Here is a 26,838-nt window from a genome sequence, read left to right on the forward strand (position 1 = left end):
CAGACGAGGACAACCCGTCCCGATTGAGGAGAACGCGTGGGGATTTTGGGAAAGATACTGGGAGTAGTGACGGGTAAAGCCGACAAACGGACGGCCGAAACCGGGGCATACGGCGGCTTGACCCACATGCAGGTCCAGCACCTCCGGGAAGCCTTCAAACCGCTCGGCTCGGCCAACGCAACCCTGCCCGAAAGGGCCCTCGAATTCGTGGTCGACGGCGCAGACGTGGATGTACTAATCGCTCTGCAGCACGCCGCTGCGTCGGAGCCCGGCCAGTTGCTTGGGGCACCCGGCCGGTTGCGCTGGAAATTTCAGTCGTGGCAGAACAAACCGCTCGAAGCAGCCGGTAACGGCAGTCTCGAGAATCGCGCGCGTTTCTACGCCAGCCTCGACAGCCAAACGGTGCCGCTCGAGTCCCTGGTTAGGCTCGGCAAGCTCCTGGCCGCCGCTGACGCCGGCAAGTCGCTCGACAAGTCGGGCGCCCCCGTGCCAGATTGGCTGCAGTACCTCGTCAACGACGCGATATTTGCGTCCTTTAACGATCACCGTTCGCAGACCGATCTCGTCAAAACCAGGCCGGCCTGGGACATCGCGCTGGTTGCAAGACTGCTCGAGCACGAAGCGCTAGACCCTATGCTCGCTCTGCAACTGATCTTCGAGCGCCGGGATATGTCGAGCTATGCCCGTAATCGGTACGACGGTCTGACCAACCTTCCCGCGGTCGCCGAGTTCATGCGGGCACATCGCGAAGCGACGAGCGTCCTTCCCGGTCAACTCTCGACGGCGGGCCGCATCGCCCTTGCTCAGCGCATCGGCAGCGACACGGCGTTGCTCAACGACTTCGCGTCCCTGTTCGTCCGGCTCGCCGTCGATGGTGCCAAAGGCGTGCGCGCCGAGGCCATTCCTTACCTCGAAGGCATCGCGCAAGCCGAGCGGCTCGAGTTGCTCGCCGCGCTACTGACCACCGGCGACACCACCGAGCGGGCCCAAGCCGCCGAGTTGATGGCGCGGCTGCCCGTCGAAGCCACACGCGAGCGGCTCGAAGCCGCGCTCTCAGCCGATGGCAGCAATACCGTTCGGCACGCGATCCGTGCCGCACTCGCGCGCATCGACGCCGCCAGCGACGCAAGCAACGTCGACCTGCCGGATCCTCCCACGTGGGAGTCCATCCCCGACGCTGCGCTGGGTGACGAGGCGATCCCGCTGTTGAACGCAAGCCATACCGAACTGCTGGAGCTTACGCGCCGACGGGCCGAAGAGGAAGTCGAGCTGAACAAGACGCAGCCGTTCAAACGCAAGTGGGCGCAGGAAGCCTACAAGCGCTGTCAAAAGATTCGTGACGACGATCTACGGGCCGTCGTGCGCGTATACAACGGCCAGGCCGGCAAAGGCGATCGCGAGCGCATGAGGGATCCGTTAATCCGGCAAATCGCGACCTACGGCAATCGGCTGCATGCGCTGCCGGGGTTCGGCGCGGCACACGTCATCCGCTGGACGGCGGCCACGACCAACTGGTCGTTCTGGTTTGCCAACGACTTCCAGCTGTGGCTTGCCCGCCAGCCCGAGGGCAGCCTCGATCTTCGTGCGCTCGCCGAACTGCTGCAGCGCGCCGGTCAATCGATCGACGATGTGGCAGGCGCGGCGCTTGTCCCGCACTGGAATCGCCCCACCGCATCGAAGCTGTTACCGCCCGAGCGCGTTTGGCCATTCTTTGCCGAACATCCGGAATTCATCGACGAGGGGCTGGGGCTGGCCGCGCCGGTCGAGCGTGAGCACAGGCGCATGGCATTTCACCTCGGCGCCACGCTCGAGACGCTAGGCACGTTTCCTACGATGCCGCCGCGATGGCTGCCGCGGGTCATGGAAATCGCATTGGGCGAAGGCAAAACGCATCGGGCCGCGGCGCAGCAGGCGCTGTCGAGGCTGCCCGACATCGGCCGGCGCGTGATCGAATCGCTGACGCATTCGAAAAGCGAGGTACGCATCGAGGCAGCCAACTGGCTGGCGCAATTGCGCCATACGCCGGCAATCGAGGCACTCACGGCGGCGCTCGACAAAGAAAGCCGAGAAACGGTACGCGCCGCCTTCCTCACCGCGCTCGAAGCGCTGGGCGACGATATCTCGCCGCGCATCGCGCCCGCGACCTTGCTCGCCGAGGCACGCAAAGGACTGAAGGCCAAGCTTCCCACAGGCCTCGCATGGTTCCCCTTCGATGCCTTGCCAGCTTGCCGGTGGGCGAATACAGATGCGGTCGAGCCCGACATCATCCGTTGGTGGATCGTGCTCGCCTGCAAGCTCAAGGAACCCGGCGGCAACGCGCTGTTGACGCGCTATATCGGACTGCTCGACGCAACAAGCCGCGAGGCGCTGGGCGCCATGGTGTTGCGCCAGTTCATCTGGCGCGACACCCTGCATCCTTCGCTCGAAGATGGTATTGCGTACGCGCAAGCCACGGCGCCGCAACGCTGGCAGAACAATCAGCAGCGCTGGCAAAACGCCAAGCCGGAGCACAAACAGTTTTACGAGGCCGAATACAACAAGTCGCAGGATCAGGTGTTCGAGGAGTGCAAGCGCCAGAAGATGAGCGAGTACCTCGGCAGCGCCATCGGCGAAAAGGGCGTCTTGGCACTTGCCGCATTCGCTCCCGCGCACGAGGCGGTCACGCTGCTTCGGCAGTACATGCGCGACCACTACCAGCGCCGAGCGCAGCTCGAAGCGATGCTAGAGGCCACGGCGGCCGGCAACCATCCGCTCGTGATCCAGTTGCTGCTCAGCGTGTCACGACGATACCGGACTGCATCGGTGCAAGAGAAGGCACGCGTGCTGGTACAGGAAATCGCCGAGCGCAACGGCTGGTCACAGGAACAACTGGCCGATCGAACCATTCCGAATGCCGGCCTGGACGACACGGGCACCATGACGCTGCAGTATGGTGAGCGCGTCTTTACCGTCGTGCTCGACTCTGCCATGAAAACCGAGTTGCGCAATGCCGACGGCAAGGTGATCAAGACCTTGCCCGAGCCGCGTCAAACGGACGACGAAGCGCTGATCAAGGCCGCGAAATCGCAGCTTTCGGCGCACAAAAAGGAACTGAAGCAGGTGATCGAACTGCAGACGGCTCGCCTGTTCGAAGCGATGTGCGCCGGCCGGGCATGGCCGCAATCCGAATGGCGTGAGTATCTGCAGCGCCATCCGATCGCGGGCCGCCTCATCCAGCGTCTCGTATGGCTCGAACTCGACGGGCAAGGCCAGGTTCGCACCAGTCTGCGCGCAACGGAAGACGGCAGCCTGATCGACACACAGGACGACGAGATCGAACTCGCCCCCGACAGCATGCTGCGCCTCGCGCATGCTTCGCTGACGGACGCTGAAACGATCGCCGCCTGGGTGCGCCATTTCAAGGATTACAAGATCGCGCCGCTGTTCCCTCAGATGACGCGCGTTACGCCTGCGCTCGACCTGCGCGATGACGCTGGCCGCGACGTTACCGAGATTCGTGCCCGCCTCGGCTGGATCAGCGACGCATTCACGCTACGCGGCGCCTTTACAAAGCTTGGCTACCAGCGGGCGCAAGCCGAGGATGGCGGCTTCTTCTATCAATACACCAAAGACTTCTCGAGTGTTGGAGTACGGGTGGCGATCGAATTCTCGGGCAATACGCTGCCGGAAGAAAACGTGCCGGCCGCGCTCAAGACGCTTAGCTTCGAAAATAGCAAGGCCCGCAACTGGAACGAGCGTGTCTTGCCGCTCGGGAAGGTACCGCCGGTCCTCCTGGCCGAGGCTTATTCGGACTACATTGCCATCGCCGACGCCTGCGCGGGCTTCGACGCCGACTGGGAAAAGAAGATGCCGTGGTAGCACCGCATCGGCATCCGACTCATCTCCATTGACGACATCGCCATGACTGAATCTTCCGCATCCGTAACCGGCCACGCTGTTCGCCTTCCCGCCGAACGGCGCTACGCCGATGAACTGGCGCGTCTCGCCGCGGCCGATCATGATGCCCGTCCGCCCGGCTGGAACCTTTCGCCGCGCGCCGTACGGCGTTTCATCATCGGCGACGAGGCGCAGCAGATTAGCCGGAAGTTCTATGGCGACGATCCACTGGTCGATCGCGCCATCGTTACGCTCATGGGCCACCAAGGTCTCATGCTGGTCGGCGAGCCAGGTACCGCGAAATCGCTGCTCTCCGAGCTTTTAGCAGCCGCGATCAGTGGCGACTCGGGCCTGACCGTACAAGGCACGGCCGGCACCACCGAGGATCAGATCAAATACAGCTGGAACTACGCGTTGCTGCTGGCCGAGGGGCCGAGCCAGCGTGCCCTTGTACCGTCGCCGATCCATCAGGCGATGCAGGCAGGCCGGATCGTGCGCTTCGAGGAAATCACACGCTGTCCGCCCGAGATTCAGGACGTCTTGATCTCGCTCATGAGCGACAAGCAAATGATGATCCCCGAACTGGCCCGCAGCGCCGGCGAGGACGCGCGCTTGCACGCGCAGCGCGGCTTCAACATCATTGCGACGGCCAATCTGCGCGACCGCGGCGTGCATGAAATGTCGTCTGCGCTGAAGCGTCGTTTCAACTTCGAGACAGTGCATCCGATTCGCGATCACCAGTTCGAAGTCGACCTCGTAATGGCACAACTGAAGCGCGAACTGGCCGGCAACGAGGCGCAGGTCGAAGTGCCGCGCGACGTGGTGGCGCTGCTCATCACCGCGTTCCAAGAATTGCGCGCGGGCCAAACCAAGGAAGGCACGGCCATCAAGGGGCTGGATGCGGTGATGTCGACCGCGGAAACCGTCAACGTTGCCTACGCCGCGGCCCTGCAGGCGCAGCATTTCAACGACGGCCGGCTCACCGCGCGCGAGATTGCCGGACAGCTCCAAGGCGTAGTACTCAAGGATAGTCAGGAGGACATCAAGCGAGTGCGTCACTACTTCGAGACCGTCGTGCGCGAGCGCGCCCGCCGCGACGCGCAGTGGAAATCGTTTCACGAGGCAGCGCGCACGTTATGGCAATAGAGCATGCGGCGGCTACACTGCCGCCGGCGTTGATCGAAGCCGCGACACGTCTTTTCGACGGCGAGCAGGAGGTCTATTTCGCCGGCATCCGGCACCACAGTCCGGCCTGCGCGCTCAATCTGCGTGCCATGCTGCATGAGATCAAGCCGACGGCCGTTCTCGTCGAAGGTCCCGACGATCTCGATCACCTGCTGCCACTGCTGCAGCATGAAGACACCCGTCCGCCGGTGGCCTTGCTATGCCAGAGCAACCACGATCGTCCGGCGTTGCCCGGGAGTGAAGCCGGCGACGGAGGACGCGCCGAAACGCGCAGTGCTTTCATTCCGTTTTGCGACTACAGCCCCGAATGGATCGCCCTGCGCGAGAGCAATGCATTGGGCGCGCAGGTCGCGTTTATCGATCTTTCCTGGCAAGACAAGGCGTGGCGCGAGCGCCGTGCGGAGGATGGCAATGACGCCGCGCGCAGCCTGATGGAAGAACGTCATTTTGCGCACAGCCGTTATCTTGGCACGATGGCGCAACGGCTCGGCTGCGTCGACCACCACGAGTTGTGGGACCGTTTGTTCGAACTGCGCGCACCGGCGGCGCAGCCCAACTGGCGGGCGTTCTTTGCGGATGTTTTCCATTGGTGCGCCATGGCGCGGCTGGACTACGAGCACGAGGTGCTGGAGACCGAAGGCAGCCTGCCACGCGAGCGCCATATGGCCGCACATATTCGTCGCTGGCGGGCCCGGTGCAGCGGTCCGATCGTCGTGGTCACGGGGGGCTTTCATACGCTCGAACTCGTGCAGCAATGGCAGCGGACGGAACCCTTGTCCGCCCCCGCCAACGCGAAGAATAACGCCGCCGCGTGGCTGATTCGCTACAGCTTCGACCGGCTCGATGCATTGAATGGCTATGCCTCCGGCATGCCCTCGCCGGGGTACTACCAGCAGGTGTGGGAACAACTCAGTGGCGGCAGCGTTCCGGGCACGAGCGGCGAGAGCCCCTACGCGACAGTCGCCGTCGAATGCCTGACGCGCTTCGCACGGCACACCCGCGCCGAAGATTATGCCGACTCGGTTTCGACCGCTCTGGTGCAGGCCGCAGTCGCACAGGCGGCGCGGCTGGCCGCACTGCGCGGCAACGCGGGGCCCGGCCGGCAGGACCTGCTCGACGCAATCCGCTCTTGCTTCATCAAAGGGCCGATCGATGAGGGACAGCGTGGCTTCACCGCCGACCTGAGGCGGTTCCTGAGCGGCTCGCAGGTGGGTGACATCCCGCCCTCGGCCGGCTCGCCGCCGCTGGTCGAAGACGCACGGCGCCTCGCCCGCAAGGTCGGACTGCGCCTCGACGACAGCACGCCGCGCGTGTCCCGTCTAGATCTTTACCGCAAGCCCTTGCACCAGGTCCGCAGCCGCTACTTCCACGCGATGGCGTATCTCGGCGCCCCACTGGCAACATGGCTGACCGGGCCCGATTTCCTGGGCAACAGCCGGCTGCAGTTGATGTTCGAGGAGTGGCAAGTTGCATGGTCGCCATTGGTGGAGGCACGATTGATCGAGCTGGCCTCGACTGGCGTGACGGTCGAGGCAGCCTGCATGTCCAGGTTACGCCGAGACGAGGACGCGCTAGCCGAACAGGGAAGCGCGCGTAGCGCGAGCGCCGCTGTGATGTTGTTATTGCGCGCGTGTCTGATCGGTCTGCAGGCACGGCTGCCACAATTGTTGGTCATGTTGGCTACGCATCTCGAAGAGGACAGCAACCTCGGGTCGGTCATCGAATGCGGGCACCGGCTCGTGACGCTATGGCGCGCTCGAGAACCGCTTGGCGTACAGCAGCACCCGGCGTTGCGGGCATTGCTCGAACAAGTCTGGCCGGCAGCGCTGTTTTTACTGCCCAACTTGTCGCAGGTGGATGAAGCCGATGAGGCCAGAGCGGTCACGCAGCTTACGTCACTTCGGGAATTGGGGCGCCTGTTGGCAGCGCTCGATCCGCACGAACGGATCGATACCGACGATGCCCGGCTGCACGCACAGCTTGAACGGTTTGCCACCGCGGTCGACACGCCGCCCGCAGTATGCGGCGCGGCGGCGGCGTTCCTGTTTCTCGATGGCCGTTGGGACGAGCTCGCGCTCGGGAGCCTCCTAGGCCGGCATTTCGGCGTCGGCGCAGACGCTGGGCAAGCGGTGCGCTTCCTGAACGGCCTGACGACGGCCGCCCCCGAACTGTTGCTGCGCGTACCGGTCTTGCTCGAAGGACTCGATCGGCTGGTACACCTCTGGGGTGCCGACGCCTTCATCGCCCACCTGCCCGATCTACGTCAGGCATTCACGCGCCTCAAGCCGCAGGAGACCGCCGCGCTTGCTAGCCGGATAGCTCGGCTACATGGCTTAGACGACGGTGCGGCATCGCTCGTGCAGATGCATGACGATACCAGCGAAGAAGATCTGCGCACGGGCTTGAAACTCCAGTCCGCCCTGACGGAATGCTTGCGTCGCGACGGGCTCGCCGGCTGGCTGGGGCAATTTTGAATTTATAGCGAATCGCCAATAAGGACGACGCCCCTTCGCGGAAGCGATCAAGTCTGCGTTGGCGGCCTGACTATGGTGCCGCACGCGTCTGTTCGCGCGCATAGCGCGCCGGCGGTAGCCCGACATGACGGGCGAATGCGACGCTGAACGCACTCGCCGATCCGTAGCCCACGCGCTCCGCGATCTCGGCGATTGAGCGGTTGGTCCGCCTGAGCATGTTCTTCGCCAGCGCCATGCGCCAGTTCAGCAAATAGGCCATCGGCGCGAGCCCCACCGCGCGGCTGAAACGCTCGAAAAACACCGAGCGCGAAAGTGCCGCCTCCTTGGAAAGCTCGGCGACGGTCCACGCCTTGGCCGGGCTTTCATGCATACGGCGTAGCGTCACGGCAAGGCGCTCGTCGGCAAGCCCCCGCACGAGGCCCGGGCATGCCGGTGCCCCGGCCGTGGAGCGCAGCGCTTCGATCAGGAGCACTTCGACGAGGTGGGCGAGGATCACCTCGCGTCCCGCGCGCCGGTCCTGGAACTCGTTTCTGATCAATTGGACGAGGGTAGCGAGTTGCGGCTCGCCCCTGACGTGTACAACGCGCGGAAGCAACGACACCAACAGGTCCGCGTCGGGCGAGCCAAAGCTGCAATGCCCGGCCAGCATGCTTACATCGGGCGGCCCTGACGAATCTCCGATCCTGAATTCGCCGGCGCCCAAGGCGACCGGCATCGCCTCGGGCGCGCCGGGCGGAACCGGCACGGCACTCGACATCGCGCCACCGTACGCGTCAGGGACGAGAATGAAGTCCCCGGAGCACAGTTCGATCGCTTCGCTTCCGTCAATGGCAATCCGGCAGGCTCCCGCGAGAACGACGCAATAAAGGGGCTGCCCGGCGTCCGAACGACGGATGTGCCAGGCGCCGGCCCCGACGACGAGCTTCGAATGCCGGGCACTCGGCTGCAGCAGCGTGACGACGTCCGCGAGCGGGTCGATCATACCCGGACTCCCACTAATAAAATCAGGACTCGCGATTATAGATAGTCCACCCACGGCGGTCTATCGTCTGAGCCTTGTCAGCCACTCCTGGGAGTCACATGAAAACCGTTCTGATCACCGGATGCTCGTCCGGCTTCGGCCTCGAAACCGCCCAATACTTCGCCGAGCGCGACTGGAAGGTTCTGGCAACGATGCGCACGCCTCGGGAAGATCTACTGCCTGCCCACGAAAATTTGCGTGTGCTCTCGCTGGACGTGACCGACCCGGACAGTATCCGGAAAGCGGTCGAGACCGCCGGATCGATCGACGCGCTCGTCAACAATGCGGGCTTCGGCGCCGCGGCGCCTTTCGAGGTCACGCCGATACAAACGATACGCGAAGTCTTCGAGACCAACGCGTTCGGCACGATGGCCGTGACGCAGGCGGTCCTGCCGCAATTCAGGCAGCGCAAGACCGGCGTGGTCGTGAACGTCTCGTCGAGCGTAACGTTGAAAGCGATCCCGCTGATTGGCGCGTATGCGGCGAGCAAGGCGGCGGTCAACGCATTCACCGAATCGATGGCGCTCGAACTCGGCGCCTTCGGCGTGCGAGCGCATCTCGTGCTGCCCGGGCGGGCGCCCGATACGCGCTTCGCGGAAAACGGCCGGCCCCACATGCACGGTCTCGATCACGCGGCCTATGCCGGGCTCGTGCAGGGCTTCATGGCGGGATTGAATGAGCCAGGACCGGTCACGCACGCGCGCGACGTGGCCGAAGCGGTATGGCGCGCAGTGACCGACCCGTCATCTCCGTTACGTATTCCCGCCGGCGCGGATGCCGTGCTCTGGGCCCAGGGGGGTTGAGCCGGAGCCTGCCCTCACCTATATCGCGCGCAAAAGACCGCCCCGGCCTCGATGCCGGGGCGACGCGCCGTCGCTTATGGGTAGTCGTCGCTTATTCGTATTCGTCGACTACCCAGTAGCGGGCAGGCCAGAAATAGAGCGAGACGAGCCCGCGCCGGCTTCCTCGACGAACCGCGGACGCCTTGCGCCCCCGAAACAAAAACGTATTGGAAACGACGGCAGTACCCCATTTCAAGTGCCTATCGAGCAGATCGCCGACCCCGGGCATGACGGACGGCATCAAATAGCAAACGATCGCGTGGGCGCCGCGAAGATGACTGCGATGGAAGTTGCCCCATCTGAGCCTAACGTTCGGCAATCCAGACGCTCTCAGTCGCGATATCAAATACGGCAACAGCGATATCTCGATCCCTTCGATCGTCGCTTCGGGAAATGCGCGTGCGAGTGCGACCACCAACGCACCCCACCCGCTTCCGAGATCGATGATCACGGCAGACCGGGCAAGCTTCGCGTGTTTGAGCAACGCGATGACGTCGGCGGCTTCGACGCCTCTCGAGGAAAGCGTCGGCACGCCCGTCAGCGCCGTGAAAATCACGAGACTGAGGCCCGCGAGCAGCGTCAGGACGACGGCTGCATACGGCAGCAGCGTCATCATCGATGCGCAATGCGCGGCAGCAACAGGTACGACCGATGTTCCCCACCGGTCGCGACCGTGTTCGTCCCGCCATACAGCGTGGCGCTGCGGTTCGGGTGAGCGGCGAAAAAGAGCCCTGAATGATGGGCGTCGGGAAGCGCGTAATCGTCGGCATGCACGATGTTCGCATTCGGTCCGTATCCGAAATCCTGGCCTTGGATCGTCAACGCAAGTCGATAGCCCCTGGGAATGACGATACTCGTCGGCTCGGTAAATTCGACGTCGACGGGATAGAGCTGCCCGGGCGTCATCGGCTCCGAAGCGACATGAGGATGGAAAAGCTCGTATGGCGTCGACCTCGTCCGATCGACGGCGCGGTGCGATACGCGCAGATAGCCGAGATCCAACGGCACGTTCGGATCGCTGTTGCCCACGAAAGTGACGTCCCGCCCCTGCGGATCGATCAGCCTGAGCGCCGCGAAGATATCCATGTCCGCCGTCGAAGAACCCACCCACAGCCTCACGCCGATCGGGCCGGTGAATTCCGTCTCCTCGCTGAAGGGCTGCGTCGTAAAAGTCAGCCCGTCCCCAAGTCCGGCGTAGGATTTCCGAGCGGCCGCCAGATGTTCTAGACCCGGCGCCATCGAAGCGTTCGCCGCATCGAGATAGTAGCGTTGCCAGTGCGTGCCCGGCAGCGGCCACGCGGCAGCGCTCCTCCAAACTGTTCCGTTGGGCCGGCGCACTTGCACCGCGACGCGCGGCTCTTTCTCCCAACCATTGTCCAGGCCCTTGAGGAAATGATCGAAGAAGCGTTTTTGCAGCGCAAGCGCCTCGTCCGAATAGAAAGGCGTCAGATGGTCGCCGGTTTGAATCCGCAGCCATTTGTCCTTGCTGGCGGCGAAGCGGTAGCCTGCCGTGCTCCAGTCCGTCCAATTGGCAACATCGAGTAGCGGTACCTCGATCCGGCTCGCGTCGGGCGTACGCTCTCGGTAGTAGGCGTCGTCAAAGGGGTGCTGCGCGAAGGCTTCGACGGGGTCGACGCGGTTTTGCTGCAAGGCGTCCGCGGCAAGCGGCACACCCGTATCCGTGCCGCCGTTGATGGAATCGAACAACGGTGTTTGCGCATTACCGTTCTGATTGGGGACGACCTGATGAGTCCACCAGAACTCCCATGCAACGTTCAAGATGCCGCCGTAGTAGGCGATTTCTCGATATGGATCGAACGCGCCTTCCCAGGGCAGTATCGCCGCAAGGCCTTCCGGCTGTAACGCGGCCACTTGATACTGATTGATCGCATGGAACGACGTGCCGAGCAGACCGACCCTTCCCGAACTCCAGGCCTGGCGGGCAGCCCACGTAATCAGCGTCGCGTAGTCTTCGGTCTCTCGCGGCGAGAAGGGATCGAGTACGCCCGGGGATGCGCCGGCCCCGCGAACGTCGGCGTGAATGACGATGTAACCGTCGGCTACCCACCGCTCGGGATCGGGCGCCTCGAATCGGAGGTAGCGGCAAGAGGATTCCTTGCATAAATCCGGATACTTGGCCATCAACTTCGCCCACGATGTTTTGTAGGCCGGCGCGTCCGCCATGCTCGTATCCTTGCCGTAGGGACCCATCAACATGAGCACGGGATATCGGCCGGACTTTTCGGGGCGATAGATATTGACGCGCAACTGCTCGCCGTCGGTCATCGCGACCGGCACGTCATGGTCGAAGATCATCCCTGGAACGCCGCTATCGACCTGCTTCGCCAGACAAGGCTGGGCCAATGCGATGTGCAAGGCCGCGATCCACGGCGCGATTCGCGTAAGACGCATGATGAGATTTCCTCATTGATCGATACGGCAATTGCGCCGTGTCATCGCGGTTCGGTAACCGCGGCAGGATACGGTTGGCGATCAACGGCCCCGATCGCTCAACGCGGCCGCAAGGTCGTTCATCAATGGAGCATGCCGTGGGGTCCAGCCCAGGCGCTCCTGCGTGAGCTGACTGGAAACCGGATTGTCCGTAGCGGCAAACGGCGCGAGCCAGCCGAAATGCTTTGCGCAGTCTTTGGCGAGCAAAGGCACCACAGGGATGTCGAGGTGGCGTCCGATCGCATCGGCGATATCGCGGAACGGCATTCCCTCCTCGGCCGCGCCGTGATAGCGGGCACCGGGCTCCCCGTTTTCGAGCGCCAGTCGAAAGAGCCGCGATGCGTCCAGCCTGTGCACGGCGGCCCATCGGTTGAGCCCATCGCCGGGATAGGCGGACATCCGCTTTTTCCGCGCGATCTCGATCAACCGCGTGACGAGCCCGAGCTTCGTCTCGTCATGTACCGAGGGCGGTAGCCGAACGACGGTGGCGTTCACGCCGCTACGTACAAGACCCAATGCGGCCTGCTCGGAATGCGCCCTCGCGCCGCCAACGGCACGGCGATCGGCATCGTCGGTCTCTTGCGCGGGCCGCCCTGCTGCCATCGCCATCGTTGGAAAGGCGATGACGAGCGAGCCCTTCCGCATTCCGAGCGCCTCGCCGAAGGTTTCGATAGCGCGCTGATCCACACCGACCGCCGCAGCCGCGAAGCGCTCGACGATACGCGCCGGCGGCCCGCCGAACAGTATCCGCGCGCGAATGCCGAGACTGGCGTGCGACAACGCGTGGAAGAAGGCAGTGTGGATCACACCGTCGGCGAGCGCTGCCTCCTGGCGCAAGATATCGAGGTCCTCGATCGTCCCGCGACGTGCCTTCGCCCCCATGCGCTCGAGTGCGGCGGCTGCATGCGCCGAACGCACGAGGCCTGTCACCGCGTGGCCCGCGGTGACCAGTTCGCGAACGACGGCGGAACCGATGAAGCCCGTCGCCCCTGTGATGAATATCCGCATCGCACCTCTCCCGTTCAAATTCGGGTACAGCTTAGGGCGTTGAATCGGAACGATCTATGCCTTAAAGTTCGCTTTTAGTATTCATTCGTTCGAACGACATCATGGATCCACTATCAGACGTCTTGTCGCTTTTAAAGCTCCGCAGCTATGTGTCCGGCGGCTTCGATGCGAGCGGGGATTGGGCCGTGCAATTCGGTCCATTCGAGGGGATCAAGTTTCATGCGGTGCTTCGAGGCCGGTGCTGGCTCTGCGTCGATGGCGAACCTGAGCCCTTGGAGGTTGCCGAAGGCGAGTGCTTTCTACTTGCGCGAGGCAAACCCTTTCGCATCGCGAGCGACCTTGCGGCAGAGCCGGTCGCGTTCGGCACGCTGGTGCCGCCGGCCAAGGACGGCCGCATCGTGACCCACAACGGCGGCGGCGAATTCCTGAGCGTCGGCGGATATTTCACGCTGGCCGACGGTCAGGCCGATCTGCTGTTAGACGTGCTCCCCGCGGTCATCCACGTGCGAGAGGAACCAGGCCCGTCAACGTTGCGATGGTGTATCGAGCGCATGAGAGAGGAATTGCGCGAACCGCAGCCGGGCGGCGGCATCGTCGCGCAGCAGTTAGCTACCCTCGTGCTCGTGCAAGCGTTGCGGCTACAGCTTGCAGGCGGGCGTAACGAACCCGGCGGCTGGCTTTTCGCGCTCGCGGATAAACGGATGCGCGCGGTGATCGACGCGATGCACGAGACGCCCGGCGCGAAATGGACCCTGCAGACGCTGGCCGAGCAGGCTGCCATGTCGCGTACGAGTTTCGCGCTCCGATTCAAAGAACTCGTCGGCCTCTCGCCGATGGACTATCTGACGCGGTGGCGTATGACCTTGGCCGCCGCCAAGCTGACGCAGTCGCGCGACTCGGTTGCTGAAATCGGGCTCGCGCTTGGGTATGAATCGGAAAAGTCCTTCAGCACGGCGTTCAAAAGGATCATGAAATGCGCCCCGCGCCAGTATGGCCGCCGGCAAATCAATGGGGGTGTGTCGAATTGATCACCGCGTACCGGAAACCCTGGCCAGCGTCTCTTCCAAAAGACCACGGTCCGCCGCGCGCTTGGCATCGGTGCGCTGCGCCAGGTTGTGAAGCTTGCGCCGCACAGCCGGCAAATCGGCCGCTTGCGGAAGCTCGATCAGATTGAAGTCCGGCCGCTGATCCTCGATGGATCGCAGGAACGCACACGAAGGTTCATCCAGCCAACCGGCCACACGCGCCAGCAACCGTTCATGGATGTCCAGTAAGTCCCCAACTTCAATAGGTTCAGCCGTCATGCCTTTGAAGTGCGCGTCGAAGGTCACTGCAAAATCTGCGGGCACGCGAGGCGCCAGCATTTCCCAGGCAGGCTTGGGGCTGCACGTCAGGTAGACAAGAAAAGTCCGCCAGAGCACCCGATCCGCCCGTTCGTCCTCCAGCAACAACCCGACATCGAAGAGATCGCGGGGATGCTGCCTCGACAGTGCCGCAGCTAGCTTGCCTGCATAGAGGTCGGCGAAGTGCAACACCTGAACCGAGGCGAAGCCAAAGGCGTCCTCGACCCTCGGGCGCACCACCATGTTCCGCGCCGGATGCACGGCACCGCGCATAACCGGCGTCGTTTCGATCTGCACGCGCGCGCGGCCGCGACTGGCTACCAGCCGCGTGACGTTCGCGCCCTCGCCTGCCGACAACTGCACCTGCAGTTGCGAAGGCCGGCCACGCAGCACCGCAGCCAGCCGCCCGAGCGCTTCGGCGATGAGTCTTGCGTCCTCGGCATAGTCATGCACGGGCAACCAGGCCAGATCGATGTCCACTGACAATCGGGGCAGATCGTGCTCGAACAGGTTGATCGCCGTGCCGCCTTTGAGCGCGAAGCGAGGCTCTTGCGCCAGGGCCGGCAGAATCTCGACAAGCAGCCGGACGCGGTCGGTGTAGCGCCGATCCCAATGATCAAGCCAGGTGTTCATCGAGGTCTCCCGGCAAGGTGATTTGGTAGATCGGGTGCAGGCGGCCGCCCGGCACCAGCGCGCGCTTTCCCCGGCCCAAATCGACGTTATCCAGCGGCACGTGCGGCAGCCAAGCATGCCGATGGCGCTCGGCCAATGCAAGGAACAGTCGTTTGCTCTTAATGCTGCGGCAGTGGCGCAGCAACAGACCGATCCGCTGAGGCCGCAGCGTGGTCATGGCCTGCATGAGCGCATCCACCTCGTAGATCAAGGCGGCGTCCGAAACGTCATCGCACAACTCCAACATGGCCCGCTCCGGCGAGGAACAAACCAAGGCATCGGAGCCGGGGGCAGCCTGGTACCACGCCAGGCCCTGGTCGGACAGGGCTGTCGCGGGGACATCCACTGTGAACGACACGGGCGGCCAATCGAAGGGTCCCTTGCCGCGATACTCGAAGCATTGCGCCAAAGACAAATTGCCGAGCCATGCCGGTGGCCGCTCCGACCCGTACAAGGTAATCGTGCCGGCATTGCCTAGCCGCAAGTAGTGCTCGTGCCCCTGCAGACTTAACGCAAAGCGTCCTCCCACGTGCAGCGGAATGCCTTCCCCGACCTGCAGACTGCGAACCACGCCCTCCCACTGCAGGCGCCCACCCTTGCGCATGTACACGCCGCGTGCGGGCGATACCAGCCATCCGCTACTCACATAGCGCGCGACGAGGCTGTTGGAATAGCCGTGTGCCCGCAGCCAGCGACTCGATATTAGGCGTGTGTCACCCAGTTCGGCCAGCAGAAGGTTTAGTTTTCTTGAATTTTGATCACCCATAGTGTTCAAAATACAGTCTTTATAAACCGTTGCCAAGCCCTCGATGGTTTAGCAGAGTGAGAAAAAGCTCACTAACAGTGAGCTTTTTCTCGGAATGGCAAACCAGGACGTGCGCCGCCGAGCGACGAGCCAGGCGCAAAGATAAGTTGCAGATCCTCATCGGTTTCCTAGTCCCGCAGGATGCGCTCGGTGATTTGCAGCAGCCGCCCCAATTCGATGAGCGCGGGAACCCCGGCGGGCACCGGCGCTTCGAACTCGTGTTCCCCGCTCCAGCGAAACCGCAAGGCGCCCAGACGCGTTTCATCGGCTACGCCCAATAAATTCGCAGCGCGCCATTGAGATCAATGTAGACGTCAACATCAGCCATGGTCACCCTTTCCTTTCATTCGCGGCAGACGCACACGCTGCGGCAGTGCCGCAGTCGCCAGCGCCTGTCCCGTCGTATCCCGATCGGCGCCGGCGGACTCGCTTAGCCCGTCAAGGAGCCCCAGCGCCTGCAGCACGGCCGCATAGATGCCGATGCTCACACCCGGATCTCCCGCCTCGACCCGCTGTAGCGTTCCGCGTGACGTGAAAGCCCGCTCGGCAATTACTGTCATGGTCAACTTGCGGCGGCGGCGTGCATCATGGATATCGGCGCCCAGTTTTCGCAATGCCCGCCGGACGGCAGCGGAAGGCGTGTGGGGAGTCGGCATTCTGTTATCTTCGTAATACTTTAAGTGGCATTAATGTATTGCGAAGATGACATTGCGTTCGAAAGCTGTCTGCGGATGACACGAGCACAGCGGACGTTTCTGGCACCTCGTCGACAAAGTGTGCACAGTAAACTTGAAAGAGTCCGAAGGAATCCAGCAGGCCAGTATCGTCAACGTTACCGAGATTCCCGCTTGGCGCTAGACCGCGTTTGGTGGGCTGCTCACGGTTTGTCAGAAATCAACATGCTTACTTACATTTATGTTACGTTTTGACCAATGGAACCACAGATCAACAGCATCCAATTGCGTGCCCAACGCCTATGCAACGAATGCATGGCGTCTCACGGCGTTCCTTAATCAGGCGTCCCCAAAAAAGCTGGACGCCCTCTTCAGCCCCTGCGGTGCCGCAGCATAATTCCAATCATCTACTATCGTGCACGAGATAGAAGAGAGGAGCGTACCCTGTGCAGCCGAATGCAACTGCAGCAGAACTTTTCAGGCATTTGGGCGCCGAGAAGTCCACGTTCTATCGATGCATCATGGATGTCTTCGCCGCAGCCAAGCGGCAATACAGGCTCCAGCTCCGCCCCGACGAGGTTCTCGCTGAGGCGAACTGGTCCGAAGGGATACCACGTATCGAGGAAGTCAACGCTGCACTGACCCAACTGACTGAATGGGGGAATCTCGAATCCCAGCCGGATACGGCACGCGTTTCTTCGCTCAGCGACTTTTACCGCGCACGCTTCCTTTACCGGCTTTCTCATGGAGGCGAAGCCGTGGAGACGAGCCTTGCCGTGTTCTTCCAGACACTACAGCGACGAGCCGAATTGCAAAGCGTGGCGCTGGAGGACATTGCCAGCCGCCTGCAGGCTCTACGGCAGCTGATCGACGACGACACTCCCGAAAATGGACTAGACGTCGCCAAGACGCACCAGCTCCTGCGCGATCTGGTCGCCGTCTTCCATGACCTTGCCGAGAACGCACAGGCATTCATGGCAGGCGTCGCGCGAAGCCTGGAGCTTCGGCAAGCCGAAGCAAATGCCGTCGTCGCGTACAAGCGCCGCCTCATCGATTACCTCGATCGCTTCCTTGGGGATCTGGTCCGACGCTCCGACTCCATCGCTCGGCTCATCGAGGAACTGGCCCCCCGCATCGACTCGGTCTTCCTTCTGGTCGCGGACCGAGAAGCTCAGGATGCCGCTCCGGAAGACACACAGAATCAAGCCGACGAAAAATTGAGACGCTGGCAGGCTTGGCGCGAACGCTGGAAAGGCCTACGCGGCTGGTTTTTGTCGACGGGACAGGAACCACCCCAAGCCGAGTTGCTGCGTGCACGCGCACGCGCCGCCATTCCGCTACTCTTGGGCGCTATCGCCACGTTGAACGAACGCCGCAGCGGACGTAGTGATCGCTCTGCCGACTTTCGCGTGCTCGCCTACTGGTTCGCCGCATGCAACAGCGACAGCGAAACGCATCGGATGGCACGGGCAGCTTTCGCACTTCATCCCGCTCGGCACTATTCCCTGAATCCCCAGGCCGACGACGACTTGCCTGCCAGCACGCCTTGGGCAGATGCGCCCCCGCTCCAAATCAACCCCCGCTTGCGCGAGTATGGCGAGGCCGCCCCTCGGGGGCCGCTCCCGAAGGTACGTGACCGCAGCGCGGAGCGCGCGCTCATGGCAGAGCAGTTGGCAGAGGAATCGCGCCAGGTCGATGCCGCTCGGCAACGCTTGGCCACCGGGCGTCCAATCCGGCTTTCGGAGCTGGGTGACCTGGACGTCCACGCCTTCGCCCTGTTTCTCAATCTCCTGGGAGAAGCATTGACCGAGCAAGCGCGTCCCGACCAGACGGTCGAGCGCCAAACGGGCGACGGTCTGCTCTATATCCGAATGGAGCCGCTCGACGCCACCACCGAGGCTCGCATCACGACCCCTGCTGGCGTTTTCGCGGGTCGGGATCACCTTCTCACGATCAAGCTAACGCAAGAGCCAACATGACTGCACGCTCATCATGGGGACACGATCGTCAGCGAATCGGTGAACTCCAACGTGTCCAGCAGCAAGACGAATTTCGCCGAGCGCTCCGTGCCCTGCTGTTGCAGCCGCTGATGGCACCGGATCATGACGCTTTCCCGGCGGTACGCCGGCAAGCCGAACGATTGCGCGACTGGTTTGCGCGAGAAACCGGCTGGCCCCTGCACGTCGAACGCGATGGCGCCCGGCTTTTCAAGCGACCCGCGAACCTTGCAGACGATACGCGTGGGCTGCCGAACTACGACCGGCAGCGCTATGTCTTGCTCTGCCTCGCGTGTGCCGTGCTCGAGAGAGCTGATCCGCAGATTACGTTGCAGTTGCTCGGCGAACGCCTGATGCAGTTGGCGTCCGATCCAACGTTGGTTTCTTGCGGCTTCCAGTTCACGCTCGGTAGCGTTGCCGAGCGGCGTGACCTCGTTGCCGTGTGTCGCACCCTGCTCGACATCGGCGTCTTACAACGCGTCGCTGGCGACGAGGATAATTTCGTCCATGAAAATGGCTGGACGCAGTCGGACGCGCTCTACGATGTCCAGCGGCGCATGCTGGCGGGCATGCTTGCGGCCGTGCGTGGACCGTCGACGTGGCGTATCGAAGATACACCGATCGACTTTGAGCATCGGTTGCGCTCATTGGTTGCGGAGCACGTCGCGGACAGCGAGCAGGGACACCGCGATGCTCTACGTCACCATCTGGCACGCCGGCTTCTGGACGATCCCGTGATCTACGGCGCCTCCTTGGATCCCGAGCATCTCGCGTATTTCACCAATCAGCGCGGCGCGATGGCGACCCGCCTTTGCGAAGCCACTGGACTAACCGCCGAGCAACGAGCCGAAGGGCTCGCATTGACCGACGAGTCGGGAGAACTCACCGACATCTCGATGCCTGCAGAAGGGACTGAAGCGCACATTACGCTGCTAGTCGCCGAATTTTTGGCCTCACGCCTGCGAGAAGTGCCGGAAATTGCGTTGACATCCCAGGGCGCTGTAGCTGCCTTCCTGCGCGGCGCCGCGGAGCAATATGGTCGCTACTGGCGCAAATCGGCACGCGAACCTGGTGCTGAAACAGAGCTGGCAGAAATCGCACTCGACCGATTGGAGCGGCTGCAACTGATTGTCCGAATCCATCGCGAGATTCGACCGCTGCCGGCCATCGCACGCTTCGCTCTGGGCGATCCCGAAGGTCGTTCGAAAGCAACCGGCGACGTCACTCCAGAATTACTGCTTACTAACGCATGACCGACACCCTCTTCGATTCGCCCCAAGCACTGCGTCCAGTATTGCCGGAACCCCGACACGAGCGGTGGCAGCCTCTGCGGATCGGTCTCGTGGAACTTTTTCACTACGACAGTGAGGAATTTTGGTTCCGCGACGGCCATTTGCTGCTACGTGGCAACAACGGCACCGGCAAGTCCAAAGTGCTTTCTCTCACGTTGCCCTTTCTCTTCGATGCCCAACTGCGTCCGTCGCGCATCGAACCGGACGGGGACAACGGCAAGAAGATGGCCTGGAACCTGCTTATGGACGGCTATAAACGCCGAATCGGCTACACGTGGATTGAGTTCGGCAGACGGCAAGCCGACGGCATGGCGCGCTATTTGACTCTGGGGGCCGGGTTATCAGCGGTGACCGGCAAAACGCAGGTCGATAGTTGGTTCTTTTTGATCGAAAGCTCGTCAGGTGAGCAAGATCCGCGTATCGGTCAAGATCTGTGGCTCACGAACGAACAGCGGATCGTGTTGACCCGCGAGCGTTTGCGCGATCTCCTGGAAGAGCGCGGCCATGGCACAGTCTTTGAGAACGGTCGCAACTATCGCCGGGCTGTGGATGAGCGGCTCTTCCACCTTGGCGAAAAGCGGTACGAAGCGCTCATGGACACTTTGATCCAACTGCGCCAGCCTCAATTGTCGAAGAAGCCCGACGAATCGGGCCTTTCCCACGCACTAACGGAAGCGCTCCCCCCTATGCCACAGGAATTGTTGGCGGACGTGGCGGACGCGTTGAATCAGTTGGAGGCGGATCGTGAGCAGTTGAACAACGCTCGTCAGCTCGAGCAGGCAGTCAGGCATTTCGAGCAAAGATACCGAACGTACGCTAGCACATTGACTCGACGCCAAGCGCGCGAACTTCGTCAGGCACAGACCGCATTCGACAATGCCAGCGTGGAGCGCAACGATGCACAGAACGTATTGCACGCGGCGAAGGAAGCAGAGGCTGAAGCGATTCGCGCTCGTGACGCCGCGAAGCATGCATTGACCGCGGCGCGAGAACGCCTGGAAACGCTGCAAAGCGATCCCGCCAATCAGGATGCCAACCGCCTGAGCCAAGCCGAGAGAGATGTCAGGGACCGAAAGGAGGAAGCGGCCAAGGCAGAGGAACAGCGCGAGGAAGCTCGGCGGCAACTGGAACGCGAAAAGGAACGCAGCCAGGCGTCCAACCAACGGGTCGAGGCAGCACGAAGGGAAGTCGCGTCCGCGCGCACGCAATGCGCGTCCGACGCGCAAACCGCAGGCACGGCCGTCGCGCTGTCCCGCAATCCGCTCGTCGCTATCACCCTTGACGAGCTCGCCGAGCTACCGGTGACGCAGTTCACGTCCGCAGTGACCGAGTTGCGCGATGCCGCAAACACGCGCCGCAAGAACATCCGGTATCTGGAACGGCGCCATGCTGCCGTGGCTACCAAACGGTCGACGCTTCAGACATTGCAGACAGCCCAAAACGATTGCCAAGCAGAACTCGAGGAAGCGATAGAGCGGCGGGCCGAGGCCGATCTGGATGCGGAAACGACAGGCAATGCGCTGATCGACGCCTGGACGGAATATTGCGCCGGTCTGGAACAGCTACGTTTCCAACAACAGAGCGCACTATCCGAGCTTGCAGGCTGGACAGCCCGTCCTGAGGGCATCAATCCGGTTCACTCGGCGCTGAACACTGCTTACTCTCAAGCATTGGAACAGCTCGCCACTCGCCAAACCGAACTGGCAACGCGCCAGCGTGATCTCGACCAGGAACGTCGTGTTCTGGCCGACGAACGGGAACAGCTCGCGGCAGGCCAGGACGCCATTCCGCCCGTTCCCGGGACTCGAGGCTCGAACGTTCGCGAGGGACGGGCAGGTGCCCCGCTCTGGCAGCTGATCGACTATCACTCCCATGTCACGCCGCAACAGCGTGCAGGTCTGGAGGCATCGCTGGAAGCATGCGGCCTGCTGGACGCATGGGTCGCGCCTGACGGCGACGTGTGCGATACGGCGGGAAGACCGATTTGGGACACGCATTGGCGGCAACGTCCCGCCGTCGCGGGCGAGAATCTGCTGAGTCTGCTGTCGCCGGCGGCACCGGAGGATTGCACGGTAGATCCAGCGCTGGTGGAAGCCTTGCTTGCCAGCATCGCCTGCGGACCGGAAGACAATCTCGCCACCGAATCCTGGATCGCTGCGGATGGGCGCTTCCGGCTAGGTGCACTTACAGGTGCGTGGGATAAACTGGAAGCCGTATACATCGGCCACACGGCCCGGACGCAAGCCCGACAGCGCCGGATGCAGGAAATTGCGCTACGGCTTCGGCAACTGGATGCTGAAGCCGCTATCCTGTCGCAGGCAGTTGAAGCGCTTGCCGCCGATCGCGCGAAAAGCAAGGAAGAGTTGGACTGCGCACCTACCGATACCTCGCTCCGTCAGGCCATTCTTGCCGCAGCAAGCGCCGAGCGTGACGTGCTCCAAGCTCGCGCTCGACTCGATCAAGCAGACAACCGATGCCGAGCAGCAGAGACCGAGCTCTACGCGGCACGCGAAGCGCTCGAGAACGATGCCGCCGACCTGCAACTGCCGCTCGACCAGGCAGGCCTCGCTCCGATCGACAGTGCCCTGGACCGATTCACCGATGCGCTCCACACCTTGTCCCAAGCCGGCCGGGAGTGGCGCAGCGCCTGGCCGGACCACCTGAAACAGCAGGAGCGTGAGACCGAAGCCCAAACCGGACTGGAACGCCGAGAGGAAGAACTCGGCACTGCGAATGAACGGACGGAGAAAGCCTTCGCGCGCTACGCAGTCCTCATGGAGGCGATTGGCGCGAAAGTTGAAACACTGCGCCTGCAACTGAACGAGGCAGCCCGCAACGCAACCGAAGCCTCGACCAACGCCGACGACAAACAAGCGGTCTTGATCAAAGCAGCCGAAGCCCGCGCCGTAGCTGATACTGAAGCCACCACCGCTAATCGTGTGCTGGCCGAGCGCGCGGACATTCGCACACTGGCTGTCGAGCGGCTGCAACGCTTTACTGAAAGCACGCTGCTGGCCTCTGCGCTGCCCGACCTGTCCCTCCCGCCCGCCGGCGTGCCCTGGACCATCGATCCAGCGCTGCAACTGGCGCGCAGAGCAGAACAAGCGCTTGCGCACATCGGAGATGACGACGTCAGTTGGACCCGCATCCAGCGCCAGGTGTCGGAGGGCCTGACCGAACTACAACGCTCGCTCAGCGCGCTCGGCCATCAGGCAGCCTCCGAACCCAACGATTGGGGATTCACAGTTCACGTCAATTATCAGAACCGCCCGGAGCGACCGGACACACTGGCCGCTCACCTGGCTGACGACATTGCGCAGCGCAGCGAACTGCTATCAGCCAGGGAGCGGGAGATTCTGGAGAACCACCTGCAAGCGGAGATCGCTGCGGAAATTCAGCGCTTGATGCGTGCAGCAGACAAACAGGTCAACGCGATCAATGATGAGCTGTACAAACGTCCCACCACGACCGGCGTTCGCTACCGCTTGCAATGGCAGCCTCTTGCGCCGGAAGAAGGTGGGCCCTTAGGCCTCGAGATCGCACGCGAACGGCTGCTCAATACGAGTTCGGACCTTTGGTCCGCAGAAGATCGTCGCGTGGTAGGTGTCATGTTGCAGCAGCAGATCGCCGTGGAGCGAGCCCGTGCTGAAGACGATGCCACTGCGTCCGGTTTCAGCCTGAACGATCAATTGGCGCGAGCGCTGGACTACCGCCGGTGGCATCGGTTTCGCGTCCAGCGTCAAAGAGACAAAAACAGCAGTTGGCAAAAACTCTCCGGCCCCGCGTCGAGCGGAGAACGTGCGCTTGGACTGACCGTTCCACTTTTCGCGGCCATCGCCAGCTTTTATGGTCGAGGAGGCAACCCGCACGCGCCCCGCCTGATGTTGCTGGACGAAGCCTTCGCCGGCATCGATGATGCAGCCCGTGCGCATTGTATGGGGCTCATCCGAGAATTCGATCTGGATTTCGTCATCACCAGCGAACGCGAATGGGCATGCTATGCAGAACTGCCCGGCGTGTCGATTTGCCAGTTGCAACGGCGCGAGGGTGTGGATGCTGTCTTCGTTTCGCGCTGGACATGGGATGGGCGAGCCAAGCGGCGCGAAAGCGATCCCGACCGGAGATTTCCCGATACATGATGCGGACAACCGACACACCAGCCAGCCCCGACGCCCGGCTGCAACGTTTGCTAGGTGGTGCTCAGCTAAACTCGCTCCGCCAGCGTATGCGGCGCTACTTCGAACGCGTCGACAACGGCACGGCGGGAAGTAGCCTGCTGCTGTCCCAGCTCAGTCTCGCGGAACAAGAAGCTTTGGAGTTGCTTATCGGCCGACCATCTCGCATTTCCCGCTCTGTACGGGTCGACATTGAACGACTAGATAGTGCGCTGCGAGAGGCCGGCATCGCCGATTCGCTGCGAGCAGCGCTCGAACGCATCGATGGTCCGATCGTGAGTCGCGCCGCCGTCAGGGCAAACACCAGCGCGCAGTGGACAAGCATGATTGCACTTGACTCCTGGCACGGCGTACTGCGCACCTGGCTCACGACTCCTGCGGCGCTGGGTCTGCTCAAACGCCTTTCCCGACAGGATCCGATGACGGGACAGCAATTGCTCGGACGAGCAGATGCCACGCTGCATCGGCTGCCGGCCCACGGTATCGCACGCTCACAACTCGCCGCAGAGACCCTAGGCAACGCACATGCACTCGACGGCGGTGAACCTACGGCCACGATCGTATTGTCCGCCTGGCGGCACATGGAACGAACAGCCAGCTATGACGACAATATGCGCGACGCAAAAGGCAATCCGGTTGAGCCGCCGCAACTCGACGATCGCGCGCGCGACATTTGGGCACGGGCGGGCGTGCTTGTCAACGAGCTGTCCCGCCCCGCCCTGTTTCTGAATCTTCCCGTCACCGCTGGCGACCCGGTAGGAGAATCTCCCGGCGAGCCAGGCTACGCATCGTTGCGCAGATTGTTGCGAACACCGCCGGCGTGGTCCGTACGTGGCACCACGGTGTTCGTCTGTGAAAATCCGAACTTGGTGGCCATCGCGGCCGACCAACTGGGGGCAGCAAGTGCACCGCTGGTCTGCACAGATGGTATGCCAGCAGCCGCGCAACGAACGCTATTGACCCAGTTGGCGTATGCGGGAGCTCATTTGACGTATCACGGGGATTTCGACTGGCCAGGCTTGCAGATCGGAAACCAAGTAATGAGCACATGGCAGGCGAGTCCATGGCGATTCGCGACCCACGACTATAAGGCCGCCGTGACAAATTCCCCTCCCGTAACGCACGAGCTGAGTGGCGCTTCGGTATCAGCCTCATGGGATGAATCATTGGCTGATGTGATGCAAAGCCATGGCATCGCCATTGCCGAAGAGGCGATGGCGGCGGTATTGCTCGAGGATTTGAGTCAAAGGTGCCGGTAGAAATTTCTCATTTTCAGTGACTTACGGACAGAATCTCGCAATTTAGAATGCAGTCGCGATCATTCGGAAATAACCGTAAGTCACTAATTTTTAAATAAATCCAGTTCCCCCTTCACTCCCACTCGATCGTCGCAGGCGGCTTCCCGGAGATGTCATAGACAACCCGATTGATCCCTCGCACCTCGTTGATGATGCGATTGGACACCTGCCCGAGCAGTTCATGCGGCAGATGCGCCCAATGCGCGGTCATGAAATCGAGCGTCTGCACCGCGCGCAGCGCGACGACATACTCGTAAGTCCGCCCATCGCCCATCACGCCAACGCTCTTGACCGGCAAGAACACGGCAAACGCCTGACTCGTCAGGTCGTACCACGACTTGCCCGTTTCCTTGTCGATCGTGTTACGCAGCGTCTCGATGAAAATCGCATCGGCGCGGCGCAGCAGATCGGCGAAATCGCGGCGCACCTCGCCGAGAATCCGCACGCCAAGCCCCGGTCCCGGGAACGGATGCCGGTACACCATCCCAGGCGGCAAACCGAGCTTCACGCCCAACTCGCGCACTTCGTCCTTGAACAGCTCGCGCAGCGGCTCGAGCAGCTTCAAATTCAACGTCTCCGGCAGGCCGCCGACGTTGTGGTGGCTCTTGATCGTGTGCGTCGCCTTCTTGCCCTTACCCGCCGATTCGATGACGTCCGGATAGATCGTGCCTTGCGCGAGCCACTTCGCATCGGTCAGCTTGCCCGCCTCGGCCTGGAACACTTCGACGAACTCTGCGCCGATGATCTTGCGCTTTTGTTCCGGATCGGTGACGCCGGCCAGCTTTGAGAGAAACGCCTCGCTCGCATCGACGTGAATCACGCGCACGCCCAAATGGTCGGCGAACGTCGCCATCACTTGCTCGGCCTCGTTCAAACGCAGCAAGCCGTGGTCGACGAACACGCACGTCAATTGATCGCCGATCGCACGATGCAACAACGCCGCGGCCACCGACGAATCGACACCACCCGACAAGCCCAAAATCACGTGCTCGCTACCCACCTGCTCGCGAATCTTCTCGACGGCTTCGTCGATGTAATGGCCCATCTCCCAATCCGCCCGCGCGCCGCAAATCTGCAGCACGAAACGCTCGAGCATGGCCCGGCCCTTGACCGTATGCGTGACCTCGGGATGCCACTGCAGACCGTAAAAGCGCCGTGCCTCGTCGGCCATCGCGGCGATCGGGCACGATTCGGTCGAAGCCATCAACGCGAAACCTTCCGGCATCTGCGTGACTTTGTCGCCATGGCTCATCCACACCTTGAGCATGCCGTGCCCTTCGGGCGTCACGAAATCCTCGATCCCTTCGAGCAAGCTCGTATGGTTGCGCGCGCGCACTTCCGCATAACCGAATTCCCGGACATGACCCAAGTCGACCTTGCCGCCCAACTGCTCGGCCATGGTTTGCATGCCGTAGCAAATGCCCAGCACCGGCACACCGAGTTCGAAGACGGCTTGCGGCGCACGAGGCGCGTCGGCCTCGGTCACGGAGCTCGGGCCGCCCGAGAGAATAATGCCCTTCGGGGCGAATTCGCGAATGAACGCGTCATCGACGTCGTACGGATGAATTTCGGAGTAGACGTGGGCTTCCCGAATACGGCGCGCAATCAGTTGAGTGACTTGCGAGCCCATGTCGAGGATCAGAATCTTGTCATGCATGGCAGGCACGGATCGATAGTGAATAAATACGGACGCAGCACGTATCGCGCTGCGAATGAGAGGTCGAA

At 62.5% G+C, this 26,838-nt stretch carries 18 protein-coding genes; 9 read left to right on the forward strand and 9 right to left on the reverse strand.

Annotated features, from left to right (window positions below; genetic code table 11):
• The first annotated feature begins 36 nt into the window (after window positions 1-36).
• From C0Z18_RS00540 to C0Z18_RS00550, 3 genes are read left to right on the forward strand one after another with little or no spacing between them, the layout of a single operon-like run.
• A complete protein-coding gene (locus C0Z18_RS00540) occupies window positions 37-3,858 on the forward strand; it encodes a DUF4132 domain-containing protein (protein WP_102643414.1) in 3,822 nt (1,273 codons plus the stop codon).
• A 42-nt stretch (window positions 3,859-3,900) separates the two neighbouring features.
• Entirely contained in the window at window positions 3,901-5,022 is a 1,122-nt protein-coding gene (locus C0Z18_RS00545) for an ATP-binding protein (protein ID WP_102643415.1), read from the forward strand.
• On the forward strand, window positions 5,013-7,535 hold the full coding sequence (locus C0Z18_RS00550) for a DUF5682 family protein (protein WP_102643416.1): 2,523 nt from the start codon (window positions 5,013-5,015) through the stop codon (window positions 7,533-7,535). The genes C0Z18_RS00545 and C0Z18_RS00550 overlap by 10 nt, the downstream gene beginning before the upstream one ends.
• 70 nt (window positions 7,536-7,605) lie before the next feature.
• On the opposite strand, the gene C0Z18_RS00555 is transcribed toward C0Z18_RS00550, so the two are convergent.
• Entirely contained in the window at window positions 7,606-8,517 is a 912-nt protein-coding gene (locus C0Z18_RS00555) for an AraC family transcriptional regulator (RefSeq protein WP_102643417.1), read from the reverse strand.
• A 98-nt stretch (window positions 8,518-8,615) separates the two neighbouring features.
• On the opposite strand from C0Z18_RS00555, the gene C0Z18_RS00560 reads away from it, so the two are divergent.
• The gene (locus C0Z18_RS00560; RefSeq protein WP_102643418.1) at window positions 8,616-9,359 is read left to right on the forward strand and encodes an SDR family oxidoreductase; all 744 of its coding nucleotides are present in this window, start codon (window positions 8,616-8,618) and stop codon (window positions 9,357-9,359) included.
• Window positions 9,360-9,450: 91 nt separating this feature from the next.
• Here C0Z18_RS00560 and C0Z18_RS00565 read toward each other — a convergent pair whose 3' ends face one another.
• The 3 genes from C0Z18_RS00565 to C0Z18_RS00575 form a co-directional block, all read right to left on the reverse strand.
• Window positions 9,451-10,014 (reverse strand): class I SAM-dependent methyltransferase, encoded by a 564-nt coding sequence (locus tag C0Z18_RS00565; RefSeq protein ID WP_146013902.1) that lies wholly within the window; start codon window positions 10,012-10,014, stop codon window positions 9,451-9,453.
• Window positions 10,011-11,810 (reverse strand): CocE/NonD family hydrolase, encoded by a 1,800-nt coding sequence (locus tag C0Z18_RS00570; protein WP_102643420.1) that lies wholly within the window; start codon window positions 11,808-11,810, stop codon window positions 10,011-10,013. Before C0Z18_RS00570 ends, C0Z18_RS00565 begins: the two co-directional genes overlap by 4 nt.
• Window positions 11,811-11,891: 81 nt before the next feature.
• Window positions 11,892-12,857 carry an SDR family oxidoreductase gene (locus C0Z18_RS00575; RefSeq protein ID WP_102643421.1) on the reverse strand — a complete coding sequence of 322 codons (966 nt, stop codon included), beginning with the start codon at window positions 12,855-12,857 and terminating at the stop codon, window positions 11,892-11,894.
• Between the two features lie 101 nt (window positions 12,858-12,958).
• Here C0Z18_RS00575 and C0Z18_RS00580 point away from each other — a divergent pair, with 101 nt between their 5' ends.
• Entirely contained in the window at window positions 12,959-13,885 is a 927-nt protein-coding gene (locus C0Z18_RS00580; protein ID WP_102643422.1) for an AraC family transcriptional regulator, read from the forward strand.
• Here C0Z18_RS00580 and C0Z18_RS00585 read toward each other — a convergent pair whose 3' ends face one another.
• The 4 genes from C0Z18_RS00585 to C0Z18_RS00600 all read right to left on the reverse strand — a co-directional run bounded on the left by C0Z18_RS00585 (window position 13,886) and on the right by C0Z18_RS00600 (window position 16,333).
• The gene (locus C0Z18_RS00585; RefSeq protein ID WP_102643423.1) at window positions 13,886-14,833 is read right to left on the reverse strand and encodes a nucleotidyl transferase AbiEii/AbiGii toxin family protein; all 948 of its coding nucleotides are present in this window, start codon (window positions 14,831-14,833) and stop codon (window positions 13,886-13,888) included.
• On the reverse strand, window positions 14,817-15,638 hold the full coding sequence (locus C0Z18_RS00590) for a type IV toxin-antitoxin system AbiEi family antitoxin domain-containing protein (protein ID WP_102643424.1): 822 nt from the start codon (window positions 15,636-15,638) through the stop codon (window positions 14,817-14,819). The genes C0Z18_RS00585 and C0Z18_RS00590 overlap by 17 nt, the downstream gene beginning before the upstream one ends.
• Window positions 15,639-15,805: 167 nt before the next feature.
• Window positions 15,806-15,955 (reverse strand): hypothetical protein, encoded by a 150-nt coding sequence (locus C0Z18_RS00595; protein ID WP_199189361.1) that lies wholly within the window; start codon window positions 15,953-15,955, stop codon window positions 15,806-15,808.
• Window positions 15,956-15,997: 42 nt separating this feature from the next.
• Entirely contained in the window at window positions 15,998-16,333 is a 336-nt protein-coding gene (locus tag C0Z18_RS00600; protein WP_102643425.1) for a helix-turn-helix domain-containing protein, read from the reverse strand.
• 464 nt (window positions 16,334-16,797) lie between these two features.
• On the opposite strand from C0Z18_RS00600, the gene C0Z18_RS00605 reads away from it, so the two are divergent.
• Genes C0Z18_RS00605 through C0Z18_RS00620 form a run of 4 tightly spaced genes read left to right on the forward strand, consistent with a single transcriptional unit; the run spans window position 16,798 to window position 25,074 of the window.
• Entirely contained in the window at window positions 16,798-18,330 is a 1,533-nt protein-coding gene (locus C0Z18_RS00605) for a TIGR02677 family protein (protein WP_102643426.1), read from the forward strand.
• Window positions 18,327-19,601 (forward strand): TIGR02678 family protein, encoded by a 1,275-nt coding sequence (locus tag C0Z18_RS00610; RefSeq protein WP_102643427.1) that lies wholly within the window; start codon window positions 18,327-18,329, stop codon window positions 19,599-19,601. Before C0Z18_RS00605 ends, C0Z18_RS00610 begins: the two co-directional genes overlap by 4 nt.
• A complete protein-coding gene (locus C0Z18_RS00615; RefSeq protein WP_102643428.1) occupies window positions 19,598-23,779 on the forward strand; it encodes a TIGR02680 family protein in 4,182 nt (1,393 codons plus the stop codon). Before C0Z18_RS00610 ends, C0Z18_RS00615 begins: the two co-directional genes overlap by 4 nt.
• On the forward strand, window positions 23,776-25,074 hold the full coding sequence (locus C0Z18_RS00620; RefSeq protein WP_233216766.1) for a TIGR02679 family protein: 1,299 nt from the start codon (window positions 23,776-23,778) through the stop codon (window positions 25,072-25,074). The genes C0Z18_RS00615 and C0Z18_RS00620 overlap by 4 nt, the downstream gene beginning before the upstream one ends.
• Before the next feature lie 112 nt (window positions 25,075-25,186).
• On the opposite strand, the gene guaA is transcribed toward C0Z18_RS00620, so the two are convergent.
• The gene (gene guaA, locus C0Z18_RS00625) at window positions 25,187-26,770 is read right to left on the reverse strand and encodes a glutamine-hydrolyzing GMP synthase (RefSeq protein WP_102643429.1); all 1,584 of its coding nucleotides are present in this window, start codon (window positions 26,768-26,770) and stop codon (window positions 25,187-25,189) included.
• Between the last annotated feature and the right edge of the window lie 68 nt (window positions 26,771-26,838).

This window comes from Trinickia dabaoshanensis (assembly GCF_002879885.1).
Classification (GTDB): domain Bacteria; phylum Pseudomonadota; class Gammaproteobacteria; order Burkholderiales; family Burkholderiaceae; genus Trinickia; species Trinickia dabaoshanensis.